16 protein-coding genes are annotated in these 22,819 nt (G+C 31.4%); 9 read left to right on the forward strand and 7 right to left on the reverse strand.

Features of this window, described 5'->3' with window-relative positions; translation table 11 throughout:
- Window positions 1-19: 19 nt before the first annotated feature.
- Window positions 20-223, reverse strand: a complete 204-nt coding sequence (locus tag ACOSP6_RS01335; protein WP_422092486.1) for a membrane or secreted protein — start codon at window positions 221-223, stop codon at window positions 20-22.
- A gap of 111 nt (window positions 224-334) precedes the next feature.
- Here ACOSP6_RS01335 and ACOSP6_RS01340 point away from each other — a divergent pair, with 111 nt between their 5' ends.
- A complete protein-coding gene (locus ACOSP6_RS01340; RefSeq protein WP_422092487.1) occupies window positions 335-463 on the forward strand; it encodes a hypothetical protein in 129 nt (42 codons plus the stop codon).
- 93 nt (window positions 464-556) lie between these two features.
- Here ACOSP6_RS01340 and murB read toward each other — a convergent pair whose 3' ends face one another.
- The gene (murB, locus tag ACOSP6_RS01345; RefSeq protein ID WP_422092488.1) at window positions 557-1,567 is read right to left on the reverse strand and encodes a UDP-N-acetylmuramate dehydrogenase; all 1,011 of its coding nucleotides are present in this window, start codon (window positions 1,565-1,567) and stop codon (window positions 557-559) included.
- Between the two features lie 2 nt (window positions 1,568-1,569).
- Window positions 1,570-2,760, reverse strand: coding sequence for a pyridoxal phosphate-dependent aminotransferase (locus ACOSP6_RS01350; protein WP_422092513.1), 1,191 nt, complete (start codon window positions 2,758-2,760; stop codon window positions 1,570-1,572).
- A 162-nt stretch (window positions 2,761-2,922) separates the two neighbouring features.
- On the opposite strand from ACOSP6_RS01350, the gene ACOSP6_RS01355 reads away from it, so the two are divergent.
- A complete protein-coding gene (locus tag ACOSP6_RS01355) occupies window positions 2,923-4,272 on the forward strand; it encodes an aspartyl protease family protein (RefSeq protein ID WP_422092489.1) in 1,350 nt (449 codons plus the stop codon).
- A 56-nt stretch (window positions 4,273-4,328) separates the two neighbouring features.
- Here the strand turns inward: ACOSP6_RS01355 and ACOSP6_RS01360 are convergent, their stop codons facing one another.
- Window positions 4,329-4,724 carry a DUF1573 domain-containing protein gene (locus ACOSP6_RS01360; protein WP_422092490.1) on the reverse strand — a complete coding sequence of 132 codons (396 nt, stop codon included), beginning with the start codon at window positions 4,722-4,724 and terminating at the stop codon, window positions 4,329-4,331.
- A 197-nt stretch (window positions 4,725-4,921) separates the two neighbouring features.
- Here ACOSP6_RS01360 and ACOSP6_RS01365 point away from each other — a divergent pair, with 197 nt between their 5' ends.
- Window positions 4,922-7,558 carry a valine--tRNA ligase gene (locus ACOSP6_RS01365; protein WP_422092491.1) on the forward strand — a complete coding sequence of 879 codons (2,637 nt, stop codon included), beginning with the start codon at window positions 4,922-4,924 and terminating at the stop codon, window positions 7,556-7,558.
- A 49-nt stretch (window positions 7,559-7,607) separates the two neighbouring features.
- Here the strand turns inward: ACOSP6_RS01365 and ACOSP6_RS01370 are convergent, their stop codons facing one another.
- Together ACOSP6_RS01370 and ACOSP6_RS01375 are read right to left on the reverse strand one after the other, a co-directional pair.
- Window positions 7,608-8,390: a class I SAM-dependent methyltransferase gene (locus ACOSP6_RS01370; RefSeq protein ID WP_422092492.1), complete on the reverse strand. Its 783-nt coding sequence runs from the start codon at window positions 8,388-8,390 to the stop codon at window positions 7,608-7,610.
- 9 nt (window positions 8,391-8,399) lie between these two features.
- Entirely contained in the window at window positions 8,400-11,450 is a 3,051-nt protein-coding gene (locus tag ACOSP6_RS01375) for a DUF2723 domain-containing protein (protein WP_422092493.1), read from the reverse strand.
- Window positions 11,451-11,682: 232 nt separating this feature from the next.
- On the opposite strand from ACOSP6_RS01375, the gene ACOSP6_RS01380 reads away from it, so the two are divergent.
- Complete coding sequence (locus tag ACOSP6_RS01380) at window positions 11,683-15,453, forward strand: hypothetical protein (RefSeq protein ID WP_422092494.1); 3,771 nt, start codon at window positions 11,683-11,685, stop codon at window positions 15,451-15,453.
- A 70-nt stretch (window positions 15,454-15,523) separates the two neighbouring features.
- Window positions 15,524-16,543, forward strand: a complete 1,020-nt coding sequence (locus tag ACOSP6_RS01385) for a hypothetical protein (RefSeq protein ID WP_422092495.1) — start codon at window positions 15,524-15,526, stop codon at window positions 16,541-16,543.
- A gap of 1 nt (window position 16,544) precedes the next feature.
- On the opposite strand, the gene ACOSP6_RS01390 is transcribed toward ACOSP6_RS01385, so the two are convergent.
- The gene (locus tag ACOSP6_RS01390) at window positions 16,545-18,089 is read right to left on the reverse strand and encodes a hypothetical protein (RefSeq protein ID WP_422092496.1); all 1,545 of its coding nucleotides are present in this window, start codon (window positions 18,087-18,089) and stop codon (window positions 16,545-16,547) included.
- 133 nt (window positions 18,090-18,222) lie between these two features.
- On the opposite strand from ACOSP6_RS01390, the gene ACOSP6_RS01395 reads away from it, so the two are divergent.
- The 4 genes from ACOSP6_RS01395 to leuB are packed head-to-tail and all read left to right on the forward strand — an operon-like array spanning window position 18,223 to window position 22,488.
- Window positions 18,223-19,398, forward strand: coding sequence for a 2-isopropylmalate synthase (locus ACOSP6_RS01395; protein ID WP_422092497.1), 1,176 nt, complete (start codon window positions 18,223-18,225; stop codon window positions 19,396-19,398).
- Window positions 19,398-20,780: a 3-isopropylmalate dehydratase large subunit gene (leuC, locus tag ACOSP6_RS01400; protein WP_422092498.1), complete on the forward strand. Its 1,383-nt coding sequence runs from the start codon at window positions 19,398-19,400 to the stop codon at window positions 20,778-20,780. Before ACOSP6_RS01395 ends, leuC begins: the two co-directional genes overlap by 1 nt.
- A complete protein-coding gene (gene leuD, locus ACOSP6_RS01405; RefSeq protein ID WP_422092499.1) occupies window positions 20,780-21,364 on the forward strand; it encodes a 3-isopropylmalate dehydratase small subunit in 585 nt (194 codons plus the stop codon). The genes leuC and leuD overlap by 1 nt, the downstream gene beginning before the upstream one ends.
- Window positions 21,365-21,372: 8 nt before the next feature.
- Window positions 21,373-22,488: a 3-isopropylmalate dehydrogenase gene (gene leuB, locus ACOSP6_RS01410; protein WP_422092500.1), complete on the forward strand. Its 1,116-nt coding sequence runs from the start codon at window positions 21,373-21,375 to the stop codon at window positions 22,486-22,488.
- Window positions 22,489-22,819 lie beyond the last annotated feature (331 nt).

Below are 22,819 nucleotides of genomic sequence, written 5' to 3' on the forward strand. Positions count from 1 at the left end.
TCTTTTATGGAAGTAGATTTTATTGATGTTTAGGTTCAGTACATGAATCAAACTGATCTGGTGTTTTTCCACAAAAGCCGCATGCTTCACCTGATTTATTTAACATTGGATTCTGACTAGCACATGTACCCGCAAATTCGCCATCTTTTTTTGCCCAAATTTTTATAGCAATTCCTGCAAATGCTAAAGCTAATAATCCGATTGTCAATATAACTAATTTCATGAATAAAATTTTAATACTGCAAAGATAATGAAACTAATTTTTTTAAAATAGGTGACTTTTTAAAATAAGTTGTGTCTTAATAGTGTAACTAAACCTAAAAAGAGTATAAAAATGAAAGCAGTAGCGGAATTCTTCAAGATTTTAAACACATTAATCGGATTTACAATAGATAAAGACGAAAAAATATTGATACCTGTTTACATCAAATCACGAAATCAAACTCGTAGAAATCTGCGATAAAAAATATATTAAATCCCTAATATTCCAAATCAAACTTTAATAGTTTTCTAGCTATTTTGGTTTGATTTTTTTGTTTTAGTAAGTTCACTAATTTCAGTTAATCACATTAATCTCAATTTCCAAATCGATTTTAAACTCTTTTTTTATAGTTTTCTGAATTTCTTGCGCTAATTCAAATATTTCTCTTCCAGATGCATTTCCGTAATTTACAAGAACAAGTGCTTGTTTTTCATGAACACCATATTCCCCAAAACGTTTCCCTTTAAAACCTGATTGTTCTATTAACCATCCGGCTGGAACTTTTATTTCGCTATCTGAAATTGGATAACTTGGAATCGTTGGGTGTTTACTTTTAAGTTCATCAAAATGTTCAATAGAAATAACTGGATTTTTAAAGAAACTTCCACTATTACCAATTTCTTTGGGATCTGGTAATTTTGATCGACGAATAGCGATTACTGCATCGGAAACATCTTTTATAGTTGGAATATTTATGTTTCTTTCTGATAATTCTTTTTCGATAGCTCCGTAAGAGGTATTTAGCGAGTGATCAATTTTAGATAATTTGAAACACACGGAAGTAATAATATATTTTCCTTTGGCTTCATTCTTAAAGATAGAATTTCTATAACCAAAAGAACATTCCTCATTTGAAAAAGAAACTAACTTATTTGTGTCAATCTCAATTGCTTCAACTTTAGTAATGGTGTCTTTAACTTCTACACCATAAGCTCCAATATTTTGAATAGGGCAAGTGCCCACATTTCCTGGGATTAAGGATAAGTTCTCAATTCCGCCATATCCTTGTTCAATAGACCACAAAACAAATTCGTGCCAGTTTTCTCCAGCATTAACCGTTAAATAAACCGAATTGTCATTTTCTCTATCAATAGAAATTCCTTTGATATTTATATGTACAACTAGCTTTTCTATGTCTCTTGTAAGAAGCATGTTGCTGCCACCAGACAAAAGAAATAAGTCCTTTTCTTTTTCTAAAAGTTGTTGTAACTCATAAACAGAATTAACAGAAATAAAACGTTTGGCATTTACATCAATACCAAACGTGTTATATTTCTTTAATGATATGTTTTTCTGAATATTCAAAATTATTGATTGTATTGCTCTAAAGCTAATTTTAAAATTTCTACAGAACGCTTTAAATCTTTTTCGTTTAAAACGTACGCAATACGAACTTGATTTTTTCCTTCTCCTTCAGTAGAATAAAATCCACTTGCCGGAGCAACCATTACAGTTTCATTATTGTCATGGAATTTTTCTAAAATCCACTGAGCAAAATCATCAGAATCTTTAACTGGTAATTCAGCAACACAATAAAATGCTCCCTTAGGATTCGCTACTTTAACACCATCGATTTTCTTTAATTCAGAGATTAAAGTATTTCTTCTTTCTACGTATTCTCCAATTACGTCATCAAAATAACTTTGAGGAGTATCTAAAGCCGCTTCACTAGCGATTAATGCATAGGTTGGCGGACTTAAACGTGCTTGTGCAAATTTAATAGCAGTTTGAATAAACTCCTTGTTTTTAGAAACAATACATCCTATTCTAGCACCACACATGCTGTATCGTTTAGAAACAGAATCAATCATAATTGCATTTTGCTCTAAACCGTCTTCTTTCATTACAGAATGATGCTCTGCACCATCATAAGCAAATTCACGGTAAACTTCATCAGCAATTAAAAATAAATCGTGTTTTAAAACAATTTGCTTTAGTTTTTCAATCTCTTCTTTGCTGTATAAATAACCTGTTGGATTTCCTGGATTACAAATTAATATCGCTTTGGTTTTATATGTAATCAATTTTTCAAAATCCTCAATTTTAGGTAAAGCAAAGTTGTCATCAATAGAAGAGATAACTGGTACAACTTTTACTCCAGAAGCTATTGAAAATCCATTATAATTTGCATAGAATGGCTCAGGGATAATAATTTCATCTCCTGGATCAGTAATACTTCCAATCGTAAATAATAATGCTTCAGAACCACCAGTAGTTGCAATAATATCATTAGCCGTTACATTGATATTATTTTTTGCATAGTAGTTTGAAAGTTTTTCTCTGTAAACTTCAGAACCCTCAGAGCGAGCGTATGATAAAACTTCAATATCATTATTCTTTACAGCGTCTAGCGCAACTTGAGGTGTTTTTATATCAGGTTGACCTATGTTTAAGTGAAAAACTTTTATTCCGTTTTTCTTTGCATTTTCCGCGTAAGGAACCAATTTACGTATTGGCGACTGTGGCATTAAATTACCTTTATTTGAAATTGCAGGCATTCCTTTGTTTTTTTGTTTGTTTAGTTCGCAAATTTGCGAAATTATATTCATTTGAGATAAGTTTTACCTTCAAAAACTAACCTAACATCTAAAGAAATGGTTAAAACTATCTTAAAAAAAAGTATGTTCAATAATAAGATTGTATATTGTTATAAATGAAAAGTGCATAATTTGAAAAAACAGTTACTATCCCTATACTTTCTTGTTTTAGTTTTTAATGGTTATACACAATCTAAGTTTCAATTCTATGGAAATGAAGATGTGAAACAAAAAGTGAAATTCACTTTGATAAATAATCTTATCATTATTCCATTGAAAATAAATGGAAAAGAGCTTAATTTTATTTTAGATACCGGCGTGAATAAAACCATTTTATTTAATCTAAGTCAGAATGATAGCCTAGGTTTAAATAATGTTGAAAAAATTCAGCTTAAAGGTTTAGGTAGTGGAGAGGCAGTTGACGCATTACTTTCTAAGAATAATCAATTTAGAATAAAAAACTTAGTAAATCAAAATGAGGATTTGTATGTCATTCTGCGAGACAATTTTAATATGTCGGCAAAAATGGGAATGACTATTCATGGTATTATAGGATTTGATTTACTTAAAAGTTTAATCGTTAAGATTGATTACTCTTCCAAATTTCTAACTTTTTATAACCCGAAGAAATACAGATTGAAGAAATGTAGAAGATGTGAAGAGTTTAAGTTGGAATTCTATAGGAATAAACCGTACATAAATACATATGCTCAATTAGATACTGTAGGAACTAAAAAAATAAAGACAAAATTACTTATTGACTCTGGCGGAAGTGATGCGCTTTGGTTTTTCGAAGGCACTCATAAAGATATTAAAACTCCGAAAAAATATTTTAGAGATATTCTAGGGGAGGGATTAAGTGGGACCATTTATGGTAATCGAAGTAAAATTCCAGGTTTTGAGTTGGGAAGATTCGAAATTGAAAATCCAACTGTATCATTTTTAGATACAACTTCAACTGCAAACGCGAGACAGTTTAGGTTGCGTAATGGTAGTATTGGAGGAAATATTTTAAAACGATTTAAAGTGTGGCTGGATTATGGTAGAAGAAGAGTGATTTTTAAAAAGAGTGGCTCTTTAAAAAAAGGATTTTATTACAATATGAGTGGTCTTTCTGTTGTTTATGACGGCCAGGAGTTAGTGAGGGAAAGACAAGATAATTTAATTGCAGATGAGTTTAATTCAGGGAATAAGGTCTCAGATAGTAAAACAATTTCATTTGTAACTAGTTATTTTTATCGCTTTAAACCTGCTTACAAAATCGATAATGTTTTAAAGGGATCTCCAGCTGATTTAGTGGGATTAGAAAAAGACGATGTTATTAAGCGTATTAATGGTAATCCTGCTTATACATATACTTTAACTCAAATAAATGCTTTGTTTCAAGAAAAACCAGACAAACGAATTAGTCTCGAAATCGAAAGAGCAGGGCAGAAGTATAAATTTAGGTTCCGATTAAAAAAGAGAATTTAACGCATAAAAAAAAGAGCTTTTAAAGCTCTTTTTTATTTTTATAAATTACTAGAAACCTATGATTTCTTTTTGTCTTCAGATACTGTAGCTCCTTTTGTAATGAAACCTTTAATCTTTAACATTTTTCTCTCTTGCTTAGCATTAGAGTAAATTGTGATTGCTTTTGAGAATCCTCCTAATCTTTTTGTGTCATAAGAAACTTCAATTTGTCCATTTTCACCTGGCATAATTGGTTTCTCAGGTTTACTAGGAACAGTACAACCACAAGTTGATTTAATCTCTTTTATAATTAAAGGAGCGTCTCCTACGTTAGTAAACTCAAATACTCTCTTTCCTTCAGACCCTTGAGTAATTTTTCCGTAATTGATTAATTCACTTTTAAACTTGAATTCCTGTGCATTAACTGCTAAAGTTAAAAAGCAAACTGCGATGAATGATAAAATTGTTTTCATAATTCTGATAATTGTTTTAGGGATTTCCTACTATGTTACAAATCTAATATAAATTTTTAGTTATAAAAAATCAACTACTAATTTTATAACGTCATAGATAGTTGTATTTTTGTCAACTATATTCCAAAAATGATGCCAAAAAATATTTTTACGGAATTTAAGTAAACTAATAACAATTAAAACATTAAGTACATCAAATGGGTATTCCATCTAAATACAATGCAAGCGAAGTAGAAGGTAAATGGTACGATTACTGGATGAAGCATAACTATTTTCATTCAGAAGTTGATGAAAGAGAACCATACACAATTGTAATACCTCCACCGAACGTCACAGGTGTATTACACATGGGGCATATGTTGAATAATACCATTCAAGATGTCTTAATTCGTAGAGCTCGTTTGCTTGGTAAGAATGCTTGTTGGGTACCTGGTACTGATCATGCTTCTATTGCTACTGAAGCAAAAGTTGTTGCAAAATTAAAGGAAGAAGGGATTGATAAGAATGATTTAACGAGAGAAGAATTCTTAAAACATGCCTTCGAATGGAAAGATAAGTACGGAGGAATCATTTTAGAGCAACTTAAGAAATTAGGTGCTTCTTGTGATTGGGAGCGTACAAAGTTTACCATGGATGATGACATGAGTGAAGCGGTGATTAAAGTTTTTGTTGATTTATACAACAAAGGTTTAATCTATCGTGGGTATAGAATGGTAAACTGGGATCCTGAAGCTAAAACTACCCTTTCTGATGAAGAGGTAATTTATGAAGAACGCCAAGGTAATTTATATTACTTACAATATGATATTCTTGATTCTGATGAAAAAGTAACTATTGCAACCACACGTCCTGAAACAATTTTAGGAGATACAGCAATTTGTATTAATCCAGAAGATGAGAGATATAGTCATTTAAAAGGAAAAAAAGCGATTGTTCCATTATGTAATCGTGAAATTCCTATCATCGAGGATGAGTATGTGGATTTGGAGTTTGGTACAGGATGTTTAAAAGTTACTCCAGCTCATGATGAGAATGATAAAGTTTTAGGAGATAAACACGGATTAGAAGTTATTGATATTTTTAATGAAGATGCTTCTTTAAATTCATTCGGTTTACATTATCAAGGAAAAGATCGTTTTGTTGTTCGTAAAGAAATTTCTAAAGAGTTAGAGGAAAAAGGGTACTTAGTGAAAACTGAGCAACATACGAACAAAGTTGGAACTTCTGAAAGAACAAAAGCTGTTATCGAACCAAGATTATCAGACCAATGGTTCTTAAAAATGGAGGATTTAGCAAAACCTGCTTTAGAATCTGTTCTTGGAGAAGGTAGAGATGTTAAATTATATCCTCGTAAGTTCGAAAATACCTATCGTCATTGGATGGAAAATATTCGTGATTGGAATATTTCTCGTCAGTTATGGTGGGGACAACAAATTCCTGCGTTTTACTATGGAGATGGTAAAGAGGATTTTGTGGTAGCAGAAACGAAAGAAGAGGCAGTAAAATTAGCGTGGAAAAAAACGAACGATTATGAAATTACGGCTGAAGATTTAAGACAAGATCCTGATGTTTTAGATACTTGGTTTTCTTCTTGGTTATGGCCAATGTCTGTTTTTGATGGAATTAGAAATCCTGAAAACGAAGAAATTAAATATTATTATCCAACAAATGATTTAGTAACTGGTCCAGATATTTTATTTTTCTGGGTTGCACGTATGATTATTGCTGGATATGAATACAAAGATGCTCGTCCGTTTGAGAATGTTTATCTAACAGGATTAGTTCGTGATAAGCAACGTCGTAAGATGAGTAAGCAGTTAGGGAATTCTCCTGACGCGCTAAAATTAATTGAAGAGTTTGGTGCCGATGGAGTTCGTGTTGGATTATTGTTAAGTTCAGCTGCAGGAAACGATTTACTATTTGATGAAGCGCTTTGTCAACAAGGAAAAGGTTTCAGTAAAAAAATATGGAGCGCATTTTATTTAACTACGCTTTGGGAGGTTTCAGAAAACATCGAGCAACCTGAGCACAGTAAACTTGCGATTGATTGGTATAAATCAAAGTTTCAACAAACATTAGTTGAGGTTGAAGATCACTACAGCAAATACAGGTTAAGTGATGCTTTAATGGCAATGTATAAGTTAGTTTATGATGATTTTTGTGGATTCTTCCTAGAAGTTGTAAAACCAGCTTACCAACAACCAATTGATAAGAAAACATATGATGAGGTTATAGCAATTTTCGAAGATAACTTAAGAATATTGCATCCATTCATGCCATTTATTACTGAGGAAATTTGGCAATCGATTTCAGAAAGAACAGTTGAAGAAGCGTTAATCGTAGCTAAATATCCTGAGCAGACTTCATTTGATGAAAGTTTAATTTCAAATATGGATTTTGCTTCTGAAGTGATTTCTGGTGTTCGTACTGTTCGTAAAGAGAAAAATATAGCAAATAAAGATGCGGTTGAGATTTCAGTTATTAATAATGAGAAAAACTCAAACTCTTTAGATTCAGTAATAAAAAAATTAGTAAACGCTTCTGACATTAATTATGTAGAGGAGAAAATTGACGGAGCTTCATTTAGAGTAAAATCGAATGAATACTTTATTCCTATTTCAGTTGATAGTATTGATGTGGAGGAGGAAATTAAGAAGATTACTGAAGAATTAAACTATACGGAAGGATTCTTAAAATCAGTTCAAAAGAAATTAGCTAATGAGCGTTTTGTTAATAACGCACCTGATCAGGTAGTTGCTAATGAACGTAAAAAAGAGGCAGATGCTGTTGCTAAGATTGAAACTTTAAAAGCAAGTTTAGCGAACTTACAGTAGAAAATAGTTTAAAGATATAAGTAAAAAGCACTCTAATTAGAGTGCTTTTTTATTTCTTTAATTCACAGAAAAAATCTAACGTATTTTCATCACAGTTTTCAGTGAGGAAATAACTATCAGCATTAATATTGGATATAATACCTGTGTGTTTTTTTAATAATGAAGTTCTATTAAATCGATTTAATAGCTCATAAGGCAACTTTAAAATAAATCTAGGAGCATGTTTTTCTAGTTTAAAAATATCCCACTTTAAAATTTGAGCTACTGATTTTTTGTTTTCTTCATAATATTCCATGGCAACTTCAGAACCTGTTATCCCTTTAACTTTAGATTCTTTAAAAATACTTTGACTTAGTTTTTGTAATTCCTCAAATGTGTATTCTCTGTAATGCCAAGGGTTTCTACTTACTGAACGATTTGCATTTGGAGTGGTTAGGAATAACGTACCCGAAGGTTTTAAAACTCTATGTATTTCTTTTAGGAAATGCGTATCGTTTTTGATGTGCTCAATAACTTGAAACGCAATTACAAAATCTTGACTGTTAGATTGTATTCTCGATAAAGGTGGCACTCTTTGTTGAATTATGTTCGCTTCCGGAAATTTGTTTTTTAGTCTTTGGATAGCATATTTAGATTTGTCAACTGCAGATATTTTTAGGTCTTTTTGAGCTTGAGATAAAATATCCAAACCATAACCTTCGCCAGGTCCAATTTCTAGTAAATTTCCATAAACTTTATCTTTGATTAATTCATAAGCCTTTTTTGTTCTTTGAAACAATGGGCTGTCGGATGAAATCTGAGAAGACGTAACTTCAGTAGAGTAAAAGAACATAATGAATAATTAGTAAGGCCAATTTTTCTTTTTCCATTGATTTAGATGGTTTTGAATAGCCCCTAAATCTTTCGATTTTTCTTCAAAATAAGTATTATCAAATGGCTTTATTTGATTAATCATTTGAGCGTATATTTTAAGAAGGTAATTGGCGTGTCTCACATTAATAATTCCATTTGGAGGATTAAACGAGGTCATCCATTTAATTTCTTGTTCAATATTATCAATTGTAGTTTTGCAAATAGCAGCTCCATTCTCAGGTTTTTGGAGTCTGTAGTAAAGTTTACCTATTGCAAATGCATATTCTCCATAAGGAATCGTTTTATTTGGAATTTTAGTTTCAAGAAAGTTTAAAACTTTTAGGGCTTTTTCACTATTTCCTTCTTCCAATAATGCCTGAGCTAAAAAATAATACTGTCTTCTTAAAACTATTTTTGAAAGTCCAATAACTTCATCTGTAACTTTGGTTTCAATATCATCCAGTTTTAAAAAATGACTATTTTCTATGAGTTGTTTGTATGAATAAGAAGTATTAACAATTTTAGGGTTTTCTTCTTTTAGAGTCTCAAATGGTAATAATTGATTGATGATTCCTTTTTGTACTAAAAATCGTTCAAGACCGGCGGTATGAACATTTCTACCCATTTCAGTAAAACAAATAGGTCTGGATTCTATATTACCAGCAATAATATCTAAAAGTACAACATCATTCTTTCTGTAAATAGCTTTTTTGTACTCCCATCGAAGCGTATCTTTTAGAATCAATGTCCTTTTAATGTTGGTTTTTTCATTTACAACTTCCCTTGAATTATTTAAAGGTAAAATAATTTTTTCGGTAGGAAAGAACGATAAATCCTTATCAAGATATTTAATTCTATTTTTCGGGTTTTCAAGGAATAAAGCAATGTTTTTTATGTTGAAAAACTGATTGGTAATTTTATTATGAGTTATATCCGTGGTTAAGGGTTGGTTAATGAATTTTTCTGAAAGCGAAATCTTCACTGGTTCAGAACTATTCATTTTTAGTTTTAATTTTGAAACGTACCAATCAAGTAATAATTGATCGTAATTAATTACGCGAATATCAGTTCTGTAATTTTCAACTTCTTGTAAATACCATAACGGAAAAGTTAAATTATCTCCATTGGTAATAAGTATAGCTTGTTCGGGACAAGAATCTAAATAAGTTTTTGCAAGTTGGTACGGAAAGTTTTCGTTCGTTCTGTTTTGATTATCCAGACCTTTAGCGAATAATTGAATCGGCGAAGCCAAAGCAGTAATAATTACTGTTGCAATAAATCGATTCGAATCTTTTTTTATAAAAGCTAAAGTTTTAAAAAGTCCAATAACCGATAAACCAATCCAAATTGAGAAAAAGATAAAAGAAGCCGCAAAAATATAATCACGTTCACGAATCATTAAACTTTGAGGTACAGGATTTACGTATAGCGTAATTCCAATTCCAAATGTCAAGAAAAGTAATATTGATACATAAAAGAACAACTTGTTTTTTCTAAGAAGAAATAGTCCCCATAACCCCATTAAAAAAGGTAAGAAGTAAAAAGCATTTTTACTGCTTTTGTTTTTGTAAAAATCCGGCATGTATTTTATATCTCCAACATAAGATTTATCAAAGAAGTTAAATCCTGAGATCCAATTCCCTTTTTTAATCGCTCCAGTTCCTTTTAAATCATTTTGTTTTCCTATGAAATTGTGGTAGAGGTATCTTAAATATAACCAGTTTACTTGGTAGTTGTAAAAGAAGGAAACATTTTCTAAAAATGTAGGTTTGTTTATAGTAACCTCTTTATTTTTAATCGATGTTTTTATTGCTCTTCCTTTAATTGTTGTCCATGTTTTATATGCCTCCTGATTTATAAGATTCTTATGAAAAATTCTTGGAAAAAATATACTAAAACGATTATCGTAATTAGGAACCTCATATCTTGGGTCGTTAATAGCGACATATTTTTTTTCAGACTCACTATACTTATATTGAGTTTTACCATCTATATAAGGTTCTCGAGCATCTAAAGGAGCGTTAAACGTAGTACCTTTAAGCAGAGGTATTTTATCGACACCAAATTGCTTTGCTTGAATGTAAGATAACAACTCAGAAGTCGTCTTAGTGTTATTGGATATAGGAGTGTTTGCTTGAGATCTAATAACAGGCATTAAAAAACTACTACATCCCACAATAAACATGAATAAGTTTAAGATAATATAATGAGCTACTCTTTTTTTAGTTTTATAAGTTATAAATAGCATTAATAGGATACTACAAATAATTAGTACTAAGCTTAATAATGCTCCATTATTCACTTTAAAACCAAGGCTGTTTACAGCCCAAAAGTCTAAAGATGCACAAAGTTTAATAATTCCTTGAAACACAAAATTAAGTAAGACAAAAAACAAGACTAAACCTGAAAATAAAGCTGTAGCAATATGTTTTAATTTAAATCCGTATTTTTTGTAAGAGAAAATTAATGCTAAAGGAATAATTACAGCAATATTAATAAGGTGTACACCAACTGAAATTCCTAATAACAGAAATATTAACAGCAAGTACTTTATTTCCGTTGCTCTGTTTGATGTTGATTCCCACTTTAAACCAATTAAAACAATAAGTGTTAATAGAAAAAAAGAAAAAGTGTATACTTCTGTTTCTGTTGATGCGGTCCAAAAGCTGTTACAAAAAGCAAAAGATAACGCTCCAATTATTCCAGCTGTAACAACCACTTTTAAGTGTTCATCCTTTACCAATTTAGTACCAAACAAAAAAGTTATATTATATACTAATGGAATGGTTAAGGCTCCAAAAAGAGCAGAAATTAAATTTGAAACCAAGGCTGGTTTCAAAAAGAAAAATACACCAACTAACATGTTTGAAAGCAGTGTGTAAAATGGTGCTCCTGCCGGATGTGAAACTTGTAATTTAGTATTAGAAGCTATAAACTCGGGACTATCCCAAAAAGTTATACCATTAGGCAGACAAAGAATATATACTAAAAAAGTACCTATAAATAGAGCCCAAGAAATTATGTTGTTAGTTTTTCTCACTGGGGTCAAATATATAATAAATCTACAATTGAAATCTTAGAAACAGAAAAAGATGGTAAATTATTAGAATAAAAGCCCCGGTAATTTTAGATATTATGTATGCATAGTATTTTTGTGTTTTTAAATTAGGTAAAATGTTTAATAATAATATGTTATGTGTTAATTAAAAACTTAAAAAATTGTTAAACTGTTTAAAGAAAATTTGTACATTGCACCAACTAAACTAATGAAGATGAGAATAACTCTACAATTATTTGTGGTCTTAGCTATGCTATGTACTACATTTTCGTATTCCCAAACGTTTAATGAAACTCAAGGTACTGCAGCAGGTTCTAATATTTCTTCTGGAGATTTTAACACTATTTATGGTGATAGTGCAGGTGCAACTGTAACATCAGGAAGTAGGAATGTTTTTATTGGTTACTTAGCTGGACGATCTAATACAACATCGGAAGGAGTGTTTATAGGGTACTTAGCAGGATACTCAAATACAACAGGTTTTGATAATACTTTTGTTGGTTATGAAGCTGGTAGATTGACAACTACAGGAGGTGATAATACATTTTTTGGAGCTGAGTCAGGTGAAAATAACACAACTGGTTATGACAACACATTTGTTGGAGAAGAGTCTGGAGCAAATAACACTACAGGTTATGAGAACACCTTTATTGGAGAAGATGCTGGGTTTTCGAATACAACTGGTTTTAGAAATACGTTTGTCGGAAATGAAGCTGGTATTTCTGCAGGAACAGGATATAGAAATACAGGTATTGGAGATGAAGCATTAAGTGATGTTACTACCGGACACCATAACACTGCATTAGGAGACTCTGCAGGTATTGATGTAAACGCAGGTATTTGGAACGTTATGGTAGGTGCTGCATCTGGTGTGGCTACGGAGCATGCTGATTATAACACGTTCGTAGGAGGAATGTCGGGTTGGGATAACAACCGTACCAACAGCACAACAAATGCAAATAGAAATACGTATGTTGGTTTCCAAGCAGGATTTACAAACAGGGAAGGTGAAGATAATGTAGGTATGGGAGCCTTTTCTGATTTTGATAATACAACAAGAAGTAGAACCACGTTTATTGGAGCCAATATTACCCCGTCTAATAATGACCAAATTATTATGGGATACAATATTTTTGCAGATGGTCAGTATTCTGTAACTATTGGTGAAAATAGTGATACACGTGCATTAGGTACAGTTGCTATTGGTTATGATTTTGCAATTCCTTCATTGGCACAATATGCAATAGCCTTAGGATATCAAGCTGATGTAAATGAAGATCATGCTTTAGCAATTGGACAAGAAGCGACTGTTAATAGTGAGCATGGTATGGGTATTGGATATCAAACTGCAGTAGATGGTACATATTCTGTTGCAATTGGATACCAAGCCACCGCAGCTGTAGACAGTACAATGGTATTAGGTGGTACAGTACATCCATTAAGTGTAGGTATCGGTACGAATACACCTAATAAAAAAGCTTCATTAGAATTAGCTGATACAGATAAAGGTTTTAAAATAAATAGCTTAACGAACGCGCAACGTACTGCATTAGAAGCTGCTTTAACTCCAAGTGAAGAAGGAGTAATGGTGTATGATAATGAAGATGATAAATTATATGTTTGGTCGGGAAGTGCTTGGATTGATAATTCACAGCAAAATACAAATACAGATGATCAAAAGGTTGATGAGTTTACCTTATCAAGTAATACCTTAAGTTTATCATTAGAAGGAGATGCAGAAGCGGCAAAAACTGTTGATTTATCGGGGTATTTAGATAACACGGATGCACAAGATTTAGATTTATCAGGAAACACATTAAGCTTAACAAACGATGCTACTTCTGTAGATTTATCTGGATATTTAGATAACACGGATGATCAAAAGGTTGATGAGTTTACCTTATCAAGTAATACCTTAAGTTTATCATTAGAAGGAGATGCAGAAGCAGCAAAAACTGTTGATTTATCAGGATATTTAGATAACACTGATGCGCAATCAATCTCATTAGCAACAAATACATTAAGTATTTCAGGAAATGCTTCTACTGTTGATTTATCTGGATACTTGGATAACACAGATAGTCAAGATTTAACGTTATCTGGAAGTACATTAAGCTTAACAAACGATGCTACATCTGTTGATTTATCAAGCTTCTTAGATAACACAGATGCACAATCAATCTCATTGGCAACGAATACTTTAAGCATTTCAGGAAATGCATCTACAGTTGATTTATCAGGATATTTGGATAACACGGATAGTCAAGATTTATCATTATCAGGAAACACATTAAGTTTAACAAACGACGCTACTTCAATAGATTTATCAGGATATCTAGACAATACTGATGCGCAAGCAATTTCATTATCAAGTAATACATTAAGTATTTCAGGAAATGCTTCTACTGTAGATTTATCGAGCTATTTAGATAATACTGATGCGCAAACTTTATCTTTCGCTGGTACCAGCTTAACAATTGCAAACGGTAACTCAGTTGATTTATCAAGTTTACAAGACGGTACAGGAACAGACAATCAGGATTTAGATTTATCAGGAAATACATTAAGCTTAACTAATGATGCAACTTCTGTTGACTTATCAGGATATTTGGATAATACAGATAGCCAAGATTTATCATTATCTGGAAGTACTTTAAGTTTAACTAATGATGCAACTTCTGTTGACTTATCTAGCTTTTTAGATAACACAGATGCACAAGCAATTTCGTTATCAAGCAACACATTAAGTATTTCAGGAAATGCATCTACAGTTGATTTATCTGGATATTTAGATAATACGGATGCTCAAACATTAAGTTTATCTGGAGCTAACTTAACAATTGCAAACGGTAACTCAGTTGATTTATCAAGTTTACAAGACGGTACAGGAACAGATAATCAAGATTTAGATTTATCAGGAAATACATTAAGCTTAACTAACGATGCAACTTCTGTTGATTTATCAGGTTATTTAGATAACACAGATGCACAAGCGCTTTCATTATCAAGCAACACATTAAGTATTTCAGGGAATGCTGCTACGGTTGATTTATCTGGATATTTAGACAATACAGATGCCCAAACATTAAGTTTATCTGGATCTAGCTTAACAATTGCAAATGGTAATTCAGTTGATTTATCAGGAGTGGGAGGAACTAATACTGACAATCAAGATTTAGATTTATCAGGAAATACATTAAGTTTAACAAATGATGCTACTTCTGTTGACTTATCTGGATATTTAGATAACACGGATTCGCAAACATTAAGTTTATCAGGAAACAACCTAACAATTGCTAACGGTAATACAGTTGATTTATCTGGAATCGGAGGAACAAACACTGATAACCAAGATTTAACGTTATCAGGAAATACATTAAGCTTAACAAACGATGCTACTTCTGTTGATTTATCAGGATATTTAGATAACACGGATGCTCAAACATTAAGTTTATCTGGTGATAACTTAACTATTGCAAATGGTAATACAGTTGATTTATCAGCATATACAAATACAGATAGTCAAAATTTAACTTCGGCTACTTTATCAGGAACTACCTTAACAGTAGCTATTGAAAATGGAGCTTCTGTAAATGTTGATTTATCTCCGCTTTTAACAGCTCAACAAGCTCAAATTAATGATTTAATTACTAGAGTTGAAAGTATTGAAGCTTGTGCTTGTGGAGGTACATTAAGTTCTGGGGGAGGTTTAACTGCTGGTAGAAACCAACCTATTTTATATCAGAATATACCTAACCCATTTAACGGAACGACATCTATTAAATACTACGTTCCTGAAACTATGGATAAAGCTGCTATTGTATTTAGTAACACATCAGGACAAGTAATTGATACTGTTAATTTAACTAAATTAGGTGAGCAAGAAATTTACTTTAATAGCTCTTCTTTACCAGTAGGTGTTTACTATTATACTTTATACATTAGAGGGCATAAAGTAGATACTAAGAAAATGGTAATTGAATAATTTTAATTATAAATAAAATACTAAGCTTCATTGATTTCAATTAATGAAGCTTTTTTATTTTTAGATTATTATGAAACTGAATGTAGATTCTCTAAATACAATTTTAATTATTGTTTCTTTGATAGTGGCCTATTTGCTGCCATTTGAGTTATTTCTGATTTCATATGCCATACTTGGGCCATTACATTACGTTACAGAGATTAATTGGATTAAAGACAAGTCTTACTTTGTAAATAATAGATACTGGCTTAAATTATGCTTAATTTTAGCTTTTATTGTTGCATTTCCCGCGCTCATTGATCTAGATTTTATTAAAGCCAATTTTTCTGAAGAAATAATCAGTAGTATCAATTCCATTAGACCCTACACAAACATGGCTATCTTTTTATGTTTAGTAGCGGCGTTTTCAATCTTATTTGTACGAAATAATTATTTGAAGGTAATTCTTTTTTTGACCATGGTAGGTATAAGTTACTTTCTCGTTTTTCAATCTACTTTTAATTTAGTTATAGGGATTTTATTGCCAACCTTAATTCACGTATACCTTTTTACACTTTTATTTATGTGGTACGGAACTTTAAAACAAAGTTCTAATACCGGAAGTTTTAATGTTTTTCTTTTAGCTCTAATTCCAATTATAATTTATCTGCTTCCTTCTTATGAAAGTTGGAAAGTTATTTCAGACTATGTAAAGAATGCTTATGTTGAAAGTAAATTTTATCTTTTAAATGTCTATGTTTCAAAAACAATAGGAGTTTCGGACGGAAGTACTTTCAACTTTTCAGATGTAGTAACGAATAAAATTCAGCTTTTTATTTCATTTGCTTACACATATCACTACCTCAATTGGTTTTCGAAAACAACTGTTATTGGTTGGCATAAGAACATTGATAAATCAAAATTATTTACGCTTTTAACAATTTGGATTGCATCTTTAGTATTGTATGCGTATAGTTTTAAATTAGGGCTTATTTTACTCTTATTTTTAAGCTTTATGCATGTGTTTTTAGAATTCCCAATTAATCTTATATCTGTTAGAGAAATTACGAAACACTACGTTAAAAAATTAAACAATGTAAAGTCCAATTAACTTATGATTTTTCCTGGATAATTTGAGCTACAGATTTATTATAGATTTTACTCTCTAACCACGAAAGTATATCCAAATAAAGGAAAGCTCTTTTTTCATAAGGATGATGTTCAAAAGCTTTTAATTTTTTGTGAATGTTTTGAAATTCCCTTTTAAATTGATGAGGATATAAATCTCCTAATGATCGAATAGATTCAATAAATATTTTTTGAACTTCTTGAAGATTTTCCATTTTCAATAAAAACTTATAAGTCTCTTTAAATTGTCGTTCTAAATGATAATCTAATCCACATTCATAATGAGCAATAAGGTTTAAAACTCTTGCGAAGCATTGTAAATCTTCACCTACATAGAGTTTTTTAGCATCAATAATTTTCGATAAATATTCAATACACTTTTTGTTATTTCCCATTCCGAAATACAAACAAGCAATCTTGTAGTAAAACTGTACTATATGATGTTTATCCAATCGATTACTGTAACATTCAATTCTTTCGTTGATTTCTTCGATTAAATACTCACCTTCTTTAAAAGTACCTTCAATAAAATGTTTATGAAGTTTATTGGCATATAAATACTGAAACATTAAAATTTCTGTATTACTATTCAACGTTATTTTTTCATTGTCAATTTCTTCCTCAAAAGAAGCTAACTCTTTAATTAGTTCATCTTTTTGTCTCGTAAAAAACAAAGATTCTAACAGATAATTTTTCCCTTTTAAGTAGAAAACAGGGTTGATAAGTTTCATTTTAGGATACGCATCAAATAAAGTATTCCATTTGCTCGCATATTTGTATCCATTTAAAAAATCTTGGGTTAAAAAACAACGCCAAAGATGAGCTTTGTACAACCAAAGTTTTTCTCTAAACCCTAGTTTGTGATAGTCAAATTCAGGAAGTCTAGCGTTGAAATAATCGTTAATTTTATTAAGTTCATCATCATTTCTTGCGTAACCAGTTTTTAATAAAATACCATATAATTGTAACGATAGATTCGATAATTTACTTGTAATAACATTTTGTTGACTTAAATCTCTCGCTTCAATGGTAAGTTCATCAGCTCGGGTATCAATGCTTCTTGTAATATATTGACTTTCAATGATTTTTTCTAGTTCAACAATTTCATAGGCAATGTTTTTTTCTTCATTATCAATAGCCATGGTTTTGGCTTTTTCTAACAATTTTAAACTTTGTTTATATAGTCCTTTTTGATATAAAACTGTTGCAAAGTCTAATTGTTCTCGAATTTGTACTCTTATATTTTTATGAGCAGGATTCATTCTCAAACTTGTAAGAATCTGCTTATATAAATGTGCTTTTAAGTTTGAAAGCTGTTGTTTACTTACAATTCCACTTTCGATAATAGCTTTCTCGTCATACTTTTTTTGTTTTTCAAGGAATTTGAAAAGAGCGTAAAATTTAGCTTCATTATTTCCAACCAATCTACCAACATATAAGTTAAACTGTCTTTTTTCCGATTTGGTTAACGACTGAATTAGTGCGAATAAAGTATCTGAATATTGATTAGCTCTTGTAAAATTATTCATTTTAAATAATTGTAAAACAGTTAGTTGTAAATGTTTTTAGTTGGTTTTGATGTCGTAAATACATCTTTGAGATTTAAGATTTCTCTAGCCCCAATATATAAATTTGATATAGATAACAACAACTATTTAAAAAATGAAAGACAATAAAGTCCAAATTTTTGATACAACATTAAGAGACGGAGAACAGGTTCCAGGTTGTAAATTAGATACTCAACAAAAGCTAGAAATTGCTGCTCGACTGGATACTTTGGGTGTCGATATTATTGAAGCTGGTTTTCCGGTTTCTAGTCCTGGAGATTTTAATTCGGTAACGGAAATTGCTAAGTTGGTCAAAAACGCAACTGTTTGTGGTTTAACTAGAGCGGTTCAGAAAGATATTGAAGTTGCTGCGGAAGCATTAAAACATGCCATTAAGCCAAGAATTCATACAGGAATTGGAACTAGTGATTCTCATATAAAACATAAGTTTAAGAGTACACAGTCGGAGGTTATCGAGCGTGCCAAAAAAGCAGTTTCTTATGCTAAAAACTTTGTAGATGATGTTGAATTTTATGCGGAAGATGCTGGTAGAACTGATAATGCATTCTTAGCCAAAGTTTGTGAAGAAGTAATTAAATCAGGAGCAACAGTTTTAAATATTCCTGATACAACAGGGTATTGCTTACCAAGTGAATATGGAGAAAAAATCAAGTATTTAAAGGATAATGTAAAGGGAATTGAAAATGTAATTCTTTCTTGTCATTGTCATAACGATTTAGGTTTAGCAACTGCGAATTCTATCGCTGGAGTTGTAAATGGAGCCAGACAAATTGAATGTACCATCAACGGAATTGGAGAGCGAGCAGGAAATACCGCTTTAGAAGAAGTCGTCATGATTTTAAGACAACATCCATATTTAGATTTACATACAGATATAAACACACAACTTTTATACGACACAAGTTTAATGGTTCGTGAAAAAATGGGAATGCCGGTTCAGCCTAATAAAGCAATAGTTGGGGCAAACGCTTTTGCTCATAGTTCAGGTATTCATCAAGATGGAGTAATTAAAAATAGAAGCACATATGAAATTATCAATCCAGAAGAGGTTGGTGTAACAGAAAGTGCAATCGTATTAACAGCAAGAAGTGGTAGAGCTGCTTTGGCTTATCGAGCGAAGAAAATTGGTTACGAATTAACGAAGGTTCAGTTAGATAAAGCATATCAAACTTTTTTACAGTTTGCAGATAGACAAAAAGAAGTAATCGATGAAGACATTCATGCGATTATGAAACAAATCAATAAAATATCAAAAATAGCCATAGCATAATGGGAAAAACATTATTTGATAAAGTATGGGATGCTCATGTGGTCGATTCAATTGATAATGGACCACAAATTTTATATATAGATAAACACTTAATACACGAAGTTACAAGTCCTCAGGCTTTTAATGAATTGAAAGAAAGAGGAATTCCTATTGCTCGTCCAGATAAAATTGTTGCAACAGCTGATCATAACACGCCAACAGTAAATCAGCATTTACCAGTTAAAGATGAATTATCTAGAAATCAGCTTCAACAGTTGGAGAAGAACTGTAAAGAAAATGATATTACGTTATATGGTTTAGGTCACAAATACAACGGAATTGTCCATGTAATAGCGCCAGAATTGGGAATAACACAACCGGGAATGACCATGGTTTGTGGTGATAGTCATACATCAACTCATGGAGCATTTGGTGCAATTGCTTTCGGAATAGGAACAAGTCAAGTTGCCCAAGTATTTGCTAGTCAGTGTTTATTAATGCAAAAACCTAAAAGTTTGCGCGTAAATGTAAATGGAAAGCTGAAAAAAGGTGTACTTCCTAAAGATGTGATTTTATATATCATTTCAAAGTTGGGTACAAATTCAGGAACTGGATATTTCTGTGAATATGCAGGAAATGTTTTTGAAGAAATGTCTATGGAAGGAAGAATGACAGTTTGTAATATGAGTATAGAAATGGGAGCGAGAGGAGGAATGATTGCACCAGATCAAACTACATTCGATTATGTGAAAGGAAGAAAGTTTGCGCCTACAGGAGAAAAGTTACAAGATAAAATTGCATACTGGAAATCGCTTAAAACGGATGAGGATGCTGTTTTTGATCAAGAATATTCTTTTGATGCTGAAGATATTGAGCCAATGGTAACTTATGGAACAAATCCAGGAATGGGAATTAAGATTTCAGGTAAAATTCCAGAGAGTAACGATAAGTCTTTTGAGAAATCATTAGCTTATATGAATTTTTCTAAAGGAGAAAGTTTAATAGGTAAACCAATCAATTATGTTTTTATAGGAAGTTGTACAAATTCTCGAATAGAAGATTTTCAAGTAGCTGCTGATTATGTAAAAGGTAAGCAGAAAGCTGCTAATGTAAATGCTTGGTTAGTTCCTGGATCACAGCAAGTAGCAAAACAAATAAAAGAAGCAGGTTTACAAGAAATTTTTGAAAATGCTGGTTTCGAACTAAGACAACCTGGCTGTTCTGCTTGTTTGGCGATGAATGATGATAAGATTCCAGAAGGTGAATATTGTGTTTCTACTTCAAACAGAAATTTTGAAGGAAGACAAGGACAAGGTGCTAGAACCATTTTGGCAAGTCCGCTTGTAGCTGCCGCAACTGCAATAGAAGGTCAAATTATAGATGTAACAAAACACTTAAGCTAATGGAAAAGTTTGTAAGATTAATTGATACGGCAATTCCGTTATCTATTTCAAATGTTGATACCGATCAAATTATACCAGCTCGATTTTTAAAAGCAACTGATAAAAAAGGTTTTGGAGATAATTTATTTAGAGATTGGAGATTTAAAAAAGATGGCTCAGTAAATCATAAGTTTGTTTTAAATCACCCAGAATACAAAGGAACAATTCTTATTGCAGGAGATAACTTTGGTTGTGGTTCTAGTAGAGAACACGCTGCTTGGGCGTTAGTCGGTTATGGCTTTAAAGTTGTAATCAGTAGTTTTTTTGCTGATATTTTTAAAGGGAATGCTTTAAATAACGGTTTGTTACCAGTTCAAGTTTCAGAGAAATATTTAAACTTTTTATTAAAAGAAGTTGAGGGAAATCCTCATACTGCAATTGAAATTTGTCTAGAAAATCAAGAAATTAGAGTTCAAGGAAGTCATTGTTCAGAAAAGTTTGACATTGATCCATATAAAAAATTATGCTTACTGAATGGTTATGATGATATCGACTTTCTATTAAGCAAAAAAGAAAAAATTAAAAAGTACGAAGCCTCTTTATAAAATTAATTATGAAATTTAATATAACTGTAATCCCTGGAGATGGAATTGGTCCTGAAGTTACGGAACAATCGATAAAAGTATTAGAAGCAATTTCCGAAGTATACGATCATAAATTTAAATATGAGAAGGTTTTAATGGGAGCCTGTGCTATTGACGAAACAGGAAATCCTTTACCAAATGAAACATTAGCTTCTTGTAAAAGGAGTGATGCAATTTTGTTTGGAGCTATCGGAGATCCAAAGTATGATAACGATCCAACCGCCAAAGTTCGTCCTGAACAAGGTCTATTAAAGCTGCGTAAGGAATTAGGACTTTATTGTAATGTTCGTCCAGTCACGGCTTATGATTCCTTATTGAAAAATTCACCATTAAAAGAAGAGATTATTAAGAATACTGACATTACAATTTATCGAGAGTTAACAGGTGGAATTTATTTCGGTATTAAAGAAATAAGTGATGATGGACAAATCGCGTTTGATGGTTGTTCTTATTCTGTTGAAGAAATTGAAAGGATGGGACATTTAGCCTTTAAAGCAGCTCAAAGTAGAAGAAAGAAACTAACTTTGGTTGATAAAGCGAATGTTTTAGAAACTTCTAGACTTTGGAGAAAAACAATTACCAAACTTGCTGAACAATATAAAGATGTTGAGGTGGATAATATGTTTGTTGATAATGCCGCAATGCAATTAATTTTAAATCCTAAACAGTTCGATGTAATTCTTACTGAAAACTTATTCGGAGATATTTTATCAGATGAAGCAAGTGTAATTGGTGGTTCCATTGGTTTATTGGCTTCAGCATCTATTGGAGATACAAACGCACTATTTGAGCCCATACATGGCTCATATCCTCAAGCAAAAGGTAAGGATATAGCGAATCCCTTAGCGTCTATTTTATCAGTTTCTATGCTTTTAAAACATTTAGGTTTGCACAAAGAATCGTTAGCTATAGAGAATGCGGTTCAAAAATCTTTAGAATTAGGTATTACTACTCAAGATATCAACCAAGAGAATAGTTTTAGTACTTCAAAGGTTGGTGATTTCATTGTGGATTATATCCATAATCAAGAGGATAGTAATATTAATTTTAAGAACGTCCATATGGGACAAAGTACAATAATTTAGTTGATTTTGTATTTGAAGTAGAAGCACTCTTTTTTGAGTGCTTTTTTTGTTTGATGATAATTCAATAAAAAACCTTTTTAATTGAATTATACTTAATAAAAACTTAGTTTTAGTTATGTTATTTTCATATAAAACCGCTAATTATCATTTTTTTTTCAAAAAAATGCATTTTTATCTATTTCGTAATTTGAGGTTTGATATTTATACATTTCATAAATACCTCTTCTTTTTTTTATGGCAAATTAACATATTATAATTTTTTACTCCTTTTTTTTGACAACTCATTTTTAATTTACATCGTTTTCGCTTGTTTTACAAGGGGTTAGGTTTT

It is taken from the genome of Tenacibaculum sp. MEBiC06402, from assembly GCF_049239625.1.
Lineage (GTDB): Bacteria > Bacteroidota > Bacteroidia > Flavobacteriales > Flavobacteriaceae > Polaribacter.

Bases quoted from the DNA above. Each gene is read 5' to 3' on its own strand.
- ACOSP6_RS01335 (WP_422092486.1), bottom strand. From the start codon at position 223: ATGAAATTAGTTATATTGACAATCGGATTATTAGCTTTAGCATTTGCA.
- ACOSP6_RS01340 (WP_422092487.1), top strand. From the start codon at position 335: ATGAAAGCAGTAGCGGAATTCTTCAAGATTTTAAACACATTAATCGGA.
- ACOSP6_RS01350 (WP_422092513.1), bottom strand. From the start codon at position 2,760: ATGCCTGCAATTTCAAATAAAGGTAATTTAATGCCACAGTCGCCAATA.
- ACOSP6_RS01360 (WP_422092490.1), bottom strand. From the start codon at position 4,724: ATGAAAACAATTTTATCATTCATCGCAGTTTGCTTTTTAACTTTAGCA.
- ACOSP6_RS01365 (WP_422092491.1), top strand. From the start codon at position 4,922: ATGGGTATTCCATCTAAATACAATGCAAGCGAAGTAGAAGGTAAATGG.
- ACOSP6_RS01370 (WP_422092492.1), bottom strand. From the start codon at position 8,390: ATGTTCTTTTACTCTACTGAAGTTACGTCTTCTCAGATTTCATCCGAC.
- ACOSP6_RS01380 (WP_422092494.1), top strand. From the start codon at position 11,683: ATGAGAATAACTCTACAATTATTTGTGGTCTTAGCTATGCTATGTACT.
- ACOSP6_RS01385 (WP_422092495.1), top strand. From the start codon at position 15,524: ATGAAACTGAATGTAGATTCTCTAAATACAATTTTAATTATTGTTTCT.
- ACOSP6_RS01390 (WP_422092496.1), bottom strand. From the start codon at position 18,089: ATGAATAATTTTACAAGAGCTAATCAATATTCAGATACTTTATTCGCA.
- ACOSP6_RS01395 (WP_422092497.1), top strand. From the start codon at position 18,223: ATGAAAGACAATAAAGTCCAAATTTTTGATACAACATTAAGAGACGGA.
- leuC (WP_422092498.1), top strand. From the start codon at position 19,398: ATGGGAAAAACATTATTTGATAAAGTATGGGATGCTCATGTGGTCGAT.
- leuD (WP_422092499.1), top strand. From the start codon at position 20,780: ATGGAAAAGTTTGTAAGATTAATTGATACGGCAATTCCGTTATCTATT.
- leuB (WP_422092500.1), top strand. From the start codon at position 21,373: ATGAAATTTAATATAACTGTAATCCCTGGAGATGGAATTGGTCCTGAA.